The sequence below is a fragment of the Nocardioides stalactiti genome, from assembly GCF_014180715.1.
Taxonomy (GTDB): domain Bacteria; phylum Actinomycetota; class Actinomycetes; order Propionibacteriales; family Nocardioidaceae; genus Nocardioides; species Nocardioides stalactiti.
In genome coordinates, this window is the sequence record NZ_JACEFC010000131.1 from 1 (window position 1) to 10,442 (window position 10,442).

Sequence of the window (10,442 nt, forward strand, 5' to 3'; positions counted from 1 at the left end):
CGACACGCGAGCCGAGCCGCGACTCGGCTCGCCGGGCCCACCGGCTGCCGACGACGCTCGCGGTCGCGTAGGGCACCAGGATGAGGCCGGCGACGGCGACCGAGTGGTCGAGGCCGAAGCCGGGGTCGTCGGCGCGGACCAGCACCACGGTCAGCGTGAGCAGGGAGTACATCCCGATGCCGGCCACGAAGGCGACCAGGTTCGGCGCGGCCAGGCCCGGGCGGGTGGCCAGGCGCAGGTCGACCAGCGGATGGCGCGACCACAGGGCCGCGGCGATCCAGGCAGCGAGCGCGACACCGCTCGTCGCGCCGAGACCGACGACCGCGGCCGATCGCCACCCCCAGGCCTCGCCCTGGCTGATGCCGAGGAGCAGGCACAGGACGCCGCCGCTGAGGAGGAGCGCGCCCACCCAGTCGACCCGAGCGGGTACGGCGAGCACGCTCGCCGGGACCCCGCGCCAGGCCATCGCCAGGGTGAGGAGGGTGAGGAGCACGCCGAGCAGGTAGGCGCCGGCGAGGCCGCCGACCAGGGCCACGAGCCCCGTCAACGGGTAGCCGAGGCCGGCCCCGGCGACGGTCGTGACGGAGAGCAGGGCGACCGCCCGGACCATCCGGGTCCCCGCGAGCTCGTCGCGAGCCACCGCGATGGCGAGCGGGACCAGGGCCATGCCGACGCCCTGGAGCGCGCGTCCGGCGACCAGCACCTCGAACCCGAGGAGGTCCCGATCCCCGGCCGACGCCATCGACAACGCCGACCCCGCCGACAGCGTCGTGCCGATCGCCACGACCACCAGTCCGCCGAGGATCGCCGGCCGACGCCGGCGACCCGCCGCCACCCGCCCGAGGATCGGTGTCGCCACTGCCGCGACCAGCAGCGGTGCGGTCAGCGACCACTGTGCGGTCGTCAGCGCGACGTCGTACTGGTGCGCGATGGACGGCACGAGCGGCGCACCCAGGCTGCTGACGACGGCCGTGATCGTCGTGAGCAACGCCAGGGTCGGCACCAGTGCCCCCGACCCACCGCGCTGCCTGCCCACACGACGACCCTAGGACCGTGGCCTTGCCCGCTCTCCTCCGGCGGGACTTTTCGTCCCGGCGGCTGTTGAGGTTTCTAGCCGGTTCTTCAACAGACTGTTGAAAAACTTGTGGACGGCGTCGGTGGCCTCGGTCAGCTCAGCCGGTCGACGTAGGCGACGACGCGGTTGAACAGAGCCGTCACACCGGTCGGGGTCAAGGTGCGCGGAGCGGGCGCGTCGGCGAGCTCGTAGAGGAGCGGCTGGGCGGCGAGGACGCCGGCGTCGCTGGCGACCCGCGCAGCGACCCGGGCGGCGTCGCGGACGGCGACGGGGTCGACTGTCCAGACGGCTTCGAAGATCCGTTGCCGGTCGGGGACCGTGGTCTGGCCGGGCAGCTCCCAGGCCGAGAGGCACGCGGTGGAGTCGTGGGCGTCGCAGACGACCGCCCACTCGCGGCGCAGCGGGGCGTCGTCGGCGAGCGTGGCTCGGATCGGCCCCGCGGCGTCGTCGGCGTTGCCGTCCCACGCGTCCGCGAAGACGATGGCCGACCGCGCGACGCGTGAGAGCTCGGTCCACCGGGCGGCCGAGGGGGCGTAGAAGTCCCCGCGCTGGAACGCGCCGAAGAGGACGGGGCGGTCGGCGACTGCGCAGCACTCGTCCTCGATGGCCCAGGAGAGCGCGGTGAGGGTCGACTTGCGCAGCCGGTGGGTGACCAGCGTCGGGTGCTTGCGGCGGAGCTCCGCGAAGACCGACGGCGCGGCCGGCGCCTTGGTTGCTGCGGCCTCGGCGATCGCGACCTCGAGCCGGATGCCTGCTTCCTTGCGTCGCAGCACCTGCTGGACGAGGTCCGCGTCGCCTGCCGTGTAGCGCCGGTGGCCGGATGCCAGGCGATGCGGTTCCGGGAACCCGTGCCTCGTCTCCCACATGCGCAGCACGGCAGTGCTGATCCCGGTGCGCTCGCTCAGGTCACCGATCGTCAGGTCGGCGATCTGGGTCGGGCCAGCCGAACCGGGGGGTTGCGCGGGGCCGGGGCTTTCCTTCATGATCCTACCGTAACCTAAACAAGGTGTTGAAGAACAGTGTTGAGGTTTGTACTCGGGAAGCGGAGGAGGAGAGATGCGGAGCGCTTCGGTGGACGACGGCGCGATGGCATGGTCGGAGCTGGGCCGTGAGCTGGTCGCGTTCCTGGCCCGACCCTCGGCCGAGCTCAGCTACGAATTCGACGACATGACCTTCGAGATCCCGCGGGACGAGACGCCCGGTGCGGCGCGCGTCGTCTGGAAGGTCGACGGCACGATCCGGGTCTCCAGCGGCCCTCGGCCGGTGGCGAGCTGAGCGTCGTGGACACGATGGTTCCGCTCGCCCCTGACGCCGTGCAGGTGTCGGCCGACGTGAGCTTCAGCGTCGAGCTGCCGGGTGAGCGCGCGATGACGGGACGGTTGACCGGCCACGGGTCGCGGCTCGAGGTCCGCGTCGACGAGGTCGCGATGACCCCCGGCAGTGGCGGTGCGGGCGAGCTGCGGCGGATGGCGTCGGCGATCGCTGCCTGGGGCCTCACGGTGGTGGTCGTCGTCGGCGACGTGGTCCTCCTGGAGATCGGTCGCACCGAGGCACCCTGGTGGCAGCGGCCGATCACGCGCTCACCCCACCTCCGGGTGGTCAGCGTGCGCGCCGCGCTGGCCGAGGTCGCCGGTCGCGCGGTCCCTCCGGGCATCCGAGCGCTCGGGCCCTTCTCCACCGCCCGGACGGGCGCGTCATGAGTCCCCGTGGGCGGGTGGCCGAACCGGGCGCCCACGCGGTCGCACGGCCGCGCCACGAACCTGTCAGTGCGCCCGAGGGCGCGCCGACCGCGCGAGCGGGCGAGGAGGTCGACCCCACCGACCTCCTCGCCACGCTCCTGGACCGGGCGGCTCGAGGCGACCGGACCGCCTTCTCCCGCTTCTACGACGCCACGGTCAGGAAGGTGTACGCCTGGGAGGTCTGCCGCGCCCGGGTCCTGCAGCGTGCCGAGCCGACGGCTGTCGCCGCCGAGGCGACCCGCCGTCGCTACCTCGACGCTTGGCGGCGCGCCGCCGACCACCGCTCCCAGCCGCTGTCGCCGGTCGCCTGGATGCTGACGCTGTGAGGTCGTGATGAAGGAGTCGTTGAAGGACAAGGTGCTGGACCGCAGCATCGTCGGGGGCTACACCAACCTCGGCCCGCTGCTGCGCCGAGGCCGCTGGGCCGACGACCCCGCACCGGGGAGCCTGGTCGGCAAGCGGGCGCTCGTCACCGGCGCCGGCTCGGGCCTCGGCGAGGCGACGGTGCTCGGGCTGGCGAGGCTCGGCGCCACCGTGCACCTGCTGGGCAGGGCGGCGGAGCGGGTCGAGCCCGCCGTACGTCGGGTGGCGGAGCGCCTCGAGCAGGAAGGTCACGTCCCCGACCTCCACGTCGAGGTCTGCGACGTGTCCGACCTCAAGGCAGTGCGTCGGTTCGCGAAGGGGTTCAACGCCCGTCGCGCGGAGGAGTACGGCGCGCTCGACGTGCTGGTGCACAACGCCGGCACCCTTCCTGCGACCCGTCAGACCTCCGTCGACGGCCACGAGCTCACCCTCGCCACGCACGTCCTCGGGCCGTTCCTCCTGACCGAGCTCCTCGCTCCGTCGCTGGCCGAGAGCGCCGAGGGCGGACGGGTCGTGCTCGTCTCCTCGGGTGGGATGTACACCCAGCCCCTCCCGGTGGACGACCCGGAGTACCTCCGGGGCGACTACCGCGGCCCGGTCGCGTACGCCCGGTCGAAGCGGGTCCAGGTCGAGCTCGCGCCGCTGCTCGCCGGACGCCTCGCCGACGCCCGGGTCGCCGTCCACGCGATGCACCCCGGGTGGGCGGACACCCCGGGCGTGGCCTCCTCGCTCCCGCTCTTCCGCGCCTTGACCCGGCCGCTGCTGCGCAGCAGCGAGCAGGGTGCAGACACCACGGTCTGGCTCGCAGCCACCCAGCCCCCGCCTCCGAGCGGCCTGTTCTGGCACGACCGGGTGGCTCGGCCGACCAGCTATCGCGCTGCGACCGCGCCGAGCGACGAGGAGCGCCGCGCGATGTGGGAGTGGGTCCTCGACGCGGCCGGCCTCCCGGATCGCTGACGCCGACGACCCCTGCGCGTCGAGCCCCGAGCGGAACGTCTCCGCCGGCTGAACCCAGGTGCGCGGTCCGCGCTCGCTCCACGATTGTCGCCCGCCGCCGCAGGTGGGACTCTGGTCGCATGAGGCGGTCGGAGCGCGGTGTCGTGCTGGTGCTGCTCGGCAGCATGCTGGTCGTCCCCGCCGCCGTCGCGGAGCGGGGCGCCACCTGCGCCGGCCGCGCGGTCACCATCTCCTTCCAGGACCTCCCGCGCGGGGTCACGGAGATCAACGGGACGAGCGGGCCCGACGTCATCCAGGGTGGTCCGGCCAGCGAGGTGATCAACGCGCGCGGCGGCGACGACTACGTGTGCGCCGGCGCCGGCTTCGACCTCATCGACGGCGGGCCGGGGCGCGACGAGCTGTTCGGCCAGGACGACAGCGACGAGTTCAGCGGTGCCGACCTCGCCCAGGACCTCGTCACCGGAGGCAGCAAGGACTCCGACACGGCGGTCTATCGCGACGCCGTCACCGGCGTCCGGGTGGACCTCACGACGGGGCTGGTCCAGGCGGTGGGCGGTGGCCCGGCGGGCGGCATCCTGGGCGTCGAGGTCGTCGCCGGCTCGAACCACGACGACACCCTCACCGGCAGGTCCGGCGAGCAGATCCTCTACGGCGGTCGGGGGAACGACGTCGTTGACGGGCGCGGCGACCACGACTTCCTGTACGGCGGGAAGGGCACGGACCGCATCGTCTATGCCAAGGCTTCCGCGCGGGTGAGGATCGACCTCGCCGACGGCGAGGCGTTCGCGGGCTCGGTCCGCGACGACTTCCGCGACTTCGAGGAGGTCGAGGGCTCCCGGTTCGACGACCGTCTCGTCGGGGACGCCCGGGACAACCACCTGATCGGTGGGGGTGGCGACGACATGATCAAGGGCAAGAACGGCGACGACGTGCTCGCGGGCGGCGACGGCGACGACACGTTCTTCCCCAGCAAGGGTGACGACTTCGTCGACGGCGGCGACAACGACGCGGTGACGAGCACGGGCGAGCACGGGGACCTGGTGTCCTACCAGGGCGACACCGTGGATCCGGGGGAGACCGGCTTCTCCGCCGAGCTGCGGACCCACCCGTTCACCGGGAACCCGCCGTTCGCGCAGGGGGTGGGCGACGACACCCTCGCGGGGATCGAGAGCGTGCGCGGCGTCAAGGACAGGACCAACATCCTCATCGGCAACGACGGGCCGAACGTGCTGATCGGCGGCGATCGCACGGACCTGGTCCACGGCCGCGGCGGCAACGACCTCGTCTTCGGGCTCGGCAACCGCGACTCGCTCTTCGGTGACAACGGCCCGGACGACCCGCCCACGCCGGCCGGCGACGACTACATCGACGGTGGCGCCCCGGCCGGCGCCGGCGACGGCGACCACGCCCACGGGCAGGGCGGCGACGACACCTGCGGCAACGTCGACCTCAGCGAGAGCACCGGTTGCGAGACGACCTTCTGAGCAGGCTGGTCGGGCTGGTCAGGCGGCCGTGCGCGACCGCGCGACCGTGCGGGTCCGCGCGACGAGGTAGAGCGGGAAGGCGACGCTGATCGCCACCGTGAACACGAGCAGGACGTAGACCCACAGGAAGCGGACGCCGGTCCGGAGGCCGTCGGCCACCATGAAGATCGTCGCCACCACGGCGACCACCATCAGGTCGATCGTGAGGAACGCGGCCGTGTGGTTCCCGGTGCTCGAGTCGACGATGTCGTCCCACGACGCGCCTTCGCGCAGGTAGTCGACGAGGACCCACTGGGTCCCGACGAGCGCGGCCGCGGCGAGGACGAGGTACGCCGTGCAGAGGATCTTGTCCGCTCGGGTCATGGTGACGCAGTCCCTTCGTCGGTCGGGCCGCTGCGTCCGCCCGCGCTCTCGTGAGCACCTTAGGGTGTACGACGAGGTGACCGGGCCGCGCGTGGGCTTCTCGCGACCATCAACTAGAACGCGTTCTAGTATGTCGTCATGGAGATCGGAGTGGCGCTGCCGCAGATGGCCCCTGACTACCAGCCGACGTCGACCGTCGACTGGTCGCGGGGGATCGAGGCGGGACCGTTCTCGAGCGTGTCCGCGGGGGAGCGGGTGACCTTCGGCAACCCCGAGATGGTCGCGGCGCTCGGTGCGGCGGCGGCCGTGACCGAGCGGGTCCGGGTGTTCGCCAACCTGTGGGTGCTGCCGCAGCACCCGATGCCGATGGTCGCCCAGCAGATCGGCACCCTCGACCAGATCGCCGGTGGTCGGCTGGAGGTGGCGGTGGGCGTCGGGGGTCGCGAGGACGACTACCGCGCGCTCGACGCCCNAGGACGACTACCGCGCGCTCGACGCCCCGTTCCGCGGTCGGCACCAGGCGCTCGACGACAAGGTCGCCGAGCTCCAGCGGCTCCTCGCCGGCGAGCCGCCCTTCGAGGGCGCTGCCCCGGTCGGGCCGTCGTGCGTCCAGCCGGGTGGCCCCCGGATCCTCGCCGGAGCGATGGGACCGAAGGCGATGGCGCGGGCAGCCCGGTGGGCTGACGGGATCAGCGGTTTCAGCATCGCGGGCGACGCGACCGAGATCGCCAACGCCAATGCCCTCGCCGACACCTGCTGGGGCGAGGCAGGCCGCGAGGAGCGGCCGCACAAGGTCAGCGGCTGCTTCGTCGCCCTCGGCGTCGACGACCCGGCCGAGACCCTGGTCGTCTTCACCCGCCGCTACCTGGGCTTCCTCGGTCCCGAGCTCGCCGACCTGATCTCCGCCACCGCCCGGACCAGCACGGTCGACGCGCTGCAGCGTGTCCTCGGCGGCGCGGCCGACGCCGGCTGCGACGAGTTCATCCTCGTCCCCGCCTCCGCCGACCTGCGCTGCCTCGAGGCGCTGACGTCCGCCGCCGAGGCCTGGCTCGGATCGCGCTGATGTCAGCCTGACCCGGGGTCGTCGGACGTCCGCGCGGCGCGAGCGGAGGAGGGTCGCCCGAGCGCGGGGAGACCGGACCGTCCGGGTTGGCGGCAGATCGGCGGAAGGGGAAGACTGCTGAGGTGTCCTCAGCGCGCTCCGACCTTCCGCCGCGTGGTGAGGGCGAGGACACCCGCGAGATCGCGGCGACGCTCGACCTGGCGCTCCGGGTGGGTGAGCTGTTGCTGTCGTCCGGGGCGGGCGCCGGGGACGTCAGTGCCGCGATGGGCAACGTCGCCCGGGCGTGCGGCGTCCGTGGGTGCACGCCGGACGTGACGTTCACGCGGCTGACGATGAGTCAGCAGTCCTCGCCGGAGCAGGCAGCCCTGATCCAGGTGCGCCACGTCCGCTACCGCGACATCGACTACGGCGACCTGACGGCGGTCGACCACCTGCTGGCCGATCTCGCGTCAGGCGTGCTCGACCGCGAGGGGGCGGCGGCGCGGCTCAACACCATCACCTCGACGGGGCACTCGCGCCCGCCCTGGTCGGTGAGCCTCGCGCTCGCCTTCATGGGCGCCGGGATCGGGATGGTCCTCGGCGGCGACTGGACCGTGGTGCTCGTCGCTTCAGGCGCATCGGTCACGGTCGCACAGCTGCAGCGGCAGATGGGGCGCCGGCGGTTGCCGGCGTTCTACCAGCAGGTGGCGGGCGGACTGCTCGCGACGCTCATCGCGGTGGGCGTGGCGGCGACCCCGTCGGACGCCTCACCGAGCCTCATCGTGTCGTCGAGCATCGTGCTGCTGCTCGCCGGCGTGAACTTCCTCGGTGCGGTCCAGGACGCGCTCACCGGCTTCCCGGTCACCGCGGGAGCCCGGATCCTCGAGGCGTTCCTCGCCACGGCCGGGATCGTCGCCGGGGTCAGCGGCGGGCTCGAGGTCGCCCAGCTCCTCGGCGTCGACCTCGGCGTCCTCGACCCGGGCGCCTACTCGATCGCCGATCCCGCGGTCATGGTCGCGGGCGGTGCACTCGCGTCGGCCGCGTTCGCCGGCGCCTGCTACGCCCCGTGGCGGTCGCTGCTGCCGATCGGGCTCGTGGCCGCGGTCGCGATCGGTGCCTACGCCGTGGCCATCGACCGCGGGATCGGCATCGCCTGGTCCTCGGCTCTGGCCGCGCTGCTGCTCGGCCTGCTCAGCTATCCGGCCGCGCGCGCGGCCCGCGTCCCCGCGCTCGTCGTGGTGGCCGCCGGTATCGCGCCGCTGCTGCCGGGCCTCTCGATCTACCGCGGTCTCACCCTGCTCGCGTCCGACGCCGCCGCGGGCCTGCTCGCCATGGTCACCGCTGCCGCGATCGCCATCGCCCTCAGCTCCGGTGCCATCCTCGGCGAGTACGTCGCGCAGCCGATCCGCCGCGAGGCGCGCAGGTTCGAGGCCCGGCTGGCGGGCCCCCGCCTGGTCGGACCGCTCGGCGTCCGCGCCGCCCGCGTCCGGCGCCGCAAGGCCGGGTAACGGCGCGGGTCCAAGGTCCCGACCGAAGGGTGCCGCTGGACAGGTGTGCGCGGGTCCGCCCCGGCGTAGCGTCGAGGTGAGGCGACGGAAGGAGTCCGAGATGAGCGCCGACCAGTACGTCCTGTGGTTCATCACGATGGCGGTGTTGATCCTGCTGATCCTCGGGACCGGCACCCTCGTGATGGCCGGGATCATCCGCAGGCCCCACCTGAGGCGCGAGGAGAGCGAGGTGCCGGTCAGCCGGCACCTGAAGGCCCACGACGGTGGTCACCACCACTGGTACGACCGCTTCCACCACGCCGCCTGAGACGCTCCGCCCCGGGATCTCCCGGCAGCGACGAACAGTTCCAGACTCCTGCGGGAGCCGCGCTCAGCGTGGTAGACCTCCTTGGTTCGAGACTTCTCGTCAGGCTAAGGGGCTTCCATGGGGCGCAAGCGATTCGGTCGACAGGCGGCCGCGCGCGCGCTCGGCAGCCTCGGGCTGGCGGCGGTAGTCGTCGCGACGGTGCCGGCGGCGCCGGCGAGGGCAGCCGACCCACAGACGATCACGTTCGCCAACCCGGGCGCGCAGAATTTCGGCACCAGCCCGACCCTGGTGGCGACCTCGGACTCGACGCTCCCGGTCACGTTCTCGTCGTCGACGACGGGGGTCTGCACGATCAGCGCGGGTGGGACCCTGACCTTCGTGTCGGCGGGCACCTGCAGCATCGACGCCGACCAGCCCGGCGACGCCACGTTCGACCCGGCGCCGACGGTGACCCAGTCCTTCACGGTCATCGCCGTGGTGCCCGGAGCGCCGACGATCGGGACGGCGACGGCGGGCGACACCACCGCCACGGTGACCTTCACGCCGCCCGCCTCGAACGGTGGCGCTCCGATCACCGACTACACCGTCGCGGCGAGCCCCGCCGACGTGGCCCCGACCAGCTGTCCGGGGTCGCCCTGTCTGGTCACCGGGCTGACCAACGGGCAGGCCTACACGTTCACGGTGACGGCGACCAACAACGCGGGCGTCGGTCCGCCCTCGACGGCGTCCAACTCGGTCACCCCGCTGGCGTCGCAGACGATCACCTTCAGCAACCCGGGCACCCAGGACTTCGGGACCTCGCCGACGTTGACGGCCACCGCCGACTCGGGTCTGTCGCCGACCTTCACCTCCTCGACCACGGGGGTGTGCACCATCACCTCCCTCGGCGCCCTCACGTTCGTCTCCGCGGGCTCCTGCACCATCAACGCCGACCAGGCAGGCAACGGGGCCTACCTCGCGGCGACGACGGTCACCCGCACGTTCGCTGTCGCTGCGGTCGTGCCCGGAGCCCCGACGATCGGGACCGCGACGGCGGGTCACCAGCGGGCCACGGTGGCGTTCACGGCGCCGCCGAGCAACGGCGGTGCGCTGATCACGCTCTACACCGCGACCTCGAGCCCGGGCGGCCTGACCGGCACCTGTGCGTCCTCGCCCTGCACCGTCGCCGGGCTGACCAACGGGGTCGCCTACACCTTCAACGTCACGGCGACCAACAGCGCCGGCACCGGGGCGGCGTCCGCGGACTCGAACTCCGTGATGCCGGCCGCCCCGCCCTGTCGCGGCCTGACCGCCACCGTCAGCGGCTCGGGCACCATCACCGGCACGCCCGGGGACGACGTGATCGTCGGCTCGATCGGTCCCGACACCATCGACGGTCTCGGTGGTAACGACACGATCTGCGCGCTCGGAGGTGACGACACACTCCTCGCCAATACCGCCGACGGCAATGACACCGTCTTCCTCGGGCCGGGTGACGACATCGCCGACACGTCCTCGGGGACCGACCTCATCAACGGAGGTGCCGGCGCCGACACGGTCACCGCTGCTGGCGTGGATCCTGTCCGCCTCATCGGCGGAGCCGGCATCGGCACCCTCACCGGCGG

The 10,442-nt window shown here is 73.0% G+C and carries 12 protein-coding genes and 1 pseudogene; 10 read left to right on the plus strand and 3 right to left on the minus strand.

The genetic code is table 11. The features are described from left to right. Positions 1-1,036: MFS transporter (locus H0487_RS19430; protein ID WP_183095884.1), on the minus strand; the 1,036-nt coding region annotated here is incomplete at its 3' end. A 131-nt stretch (positions 1,037-1,167) separates the two neighbouring features. Beyond that, positions 1,168-2,058: a DICT sensory domain-containing protein gene (locus tag H0487_RS19435; RefSeq protein WP_183095885.1), complete on the minus strand. Its 891-nt coding sequence runs from the start codon at positions 2,056-2,058 to the stop codon at positions 1,168-1,170. 73 nt (positions 2,059-2,131) lie between these two features. On the opposite strand from H0487_RS19435, the gene H0487_RS19440 reads away from it, so the two are divergent. The 5 genes from H0487_RS19440 to H0487_RS19460 all read left to right on the plus strand — a co-directional run bounded on the left by H0487_RS19440 (position 2,132) and on the right by H0487_RS19460 (position 5,618). Further along, positions 2,132-2,350 (plus strand): hypothetical protein, encoded by a 219-nt coding sequence (locus tag H0487_RS19440; protein ID WP_183095886.1) that lies wholly within the window; start codon positions 2,132-2,134, stop codon positions 2,348-2,350. A 5-nt stretch (positions 2,351-2,355) separates the two neighbouring features. Beyond that, entirely contained in the window at positions 2,356-2,775 is a 420-nt protein-coding gene (locus H0487_RS19445; protein ID WP_183095887.1) for a hypothetical protein, read from the plus strand. Next, positions 2,772-3,140: a sigma-70 family RNA polymerase sigma factor gene (locus H0487_RS19450; protein ID WP_183095888.1), complete on the plus strand. Its 369-nt coding sequence runs from the start codon at positions 2,772-2,774 to the stop codon at positions 3,138-3,140. The genes H0487_RS19445 and H0487_RS19450 overlap by 4 nt, the downstream gene beginning before the upstream one ends. 7 nt (positions 3,141-3,147) lie before the next feature. Next, complete coding sequence (locus H0487_RS19455) at positions 3,148-4,134, plus strand: SDR family NAD(P)-dependent oxidoreductase (protein ID WP_183095889.1); 987 nt, start codon at positions 3,148-3,150, stop codon at positions 4,132-4,134. A gap of 119 nt (positions 4,135-4,253) precedes the next feature. Then, positions 4,254-5,618, plus strand: a complete 1,365-nt coding sequence (locus H0487_RS19460) for a calcium-binding protein (RefSeq protein WP_183095890.1) — start codon at positions 4,254-4,256, stop codon at positions 5,616-5,618. A gap of 18 nt (positions 5,619-5,636) precedes the next feature. On the opposite strand, the gene H0487_RS19465 is transcribed toward H0487_RS19460, so the two are convergent. Beyond that, complete coding sequence (locus H0487_RS19465; protein WP_183095891.1) at positions 5,637-5,981, minus strand: DUF2834 domain-containing protein; 345 nt, start codon at positions 5,979-5,981, stop codon at positions 5,637-5,639. A gap of 165 nt (positions 5,982-6,146) precedes the next feature. On the opposite strand from H0487_RS19465, the pseudogene H0487_RS24500 reads away from it, so the two are divergent. The 5 genes and pseudogenes from H0487_RS24500 to H0487_RS19485 form a co-directional block, all read left to right on the plus strand. After that, positions 6,147-6,353: pseudogene (locus H0487_RS24500) on the plus strand (LLM class flavin-dependent oxidoreductase); the annotation flags it as partial. A gap of 34 nt (positions 6,354-6,387) precedes the next feature. Continuing rightward, positions 6,388-7,044, plus strand: coding sequence for an LLM class flavin-dependent oxidoreductase (locus tag H0487_RS24030; RefSeq protein WP_312856026.1), 657 nt, complete (start codon positions 6,388-6,390; stop codon positions 7,042-7,044). A 122-nt stretch (positions 7,045-7,166) separates the two neighbouring features. Then, complete coding sequence (locus tag H0487_RS19475) at positions 7,167-8,531, plus strand: threonine/serine exporter family protein (RefSeq protein WP_183095892.1); 1,365 nt, start codon at positions 7,167-7,169, stop codon at positions 8,529-8,531. Positions 8,532-8,631: 100 nt separating this feature from the next. Continuing rightward, a complete protein-coding gene (locus tag H0487_RS19480; RefSeq protein WP_183095893.1) occupies positions 8,632-8,838 on the plus strand; it encodes a hypothetical protein in 207 nt (68 codons plus the stop codon). A gap of 117 nt (positions 8,839-8,955) precedes the next feature. Continuing rightward, positions 8,956-10,442: fibronectin type III domain-containing protein (locus H0487_RS19485; protein WP_183095894.1), on the plus strand; the 1,487-nt coding region annotated here is incomplete at its 3' end.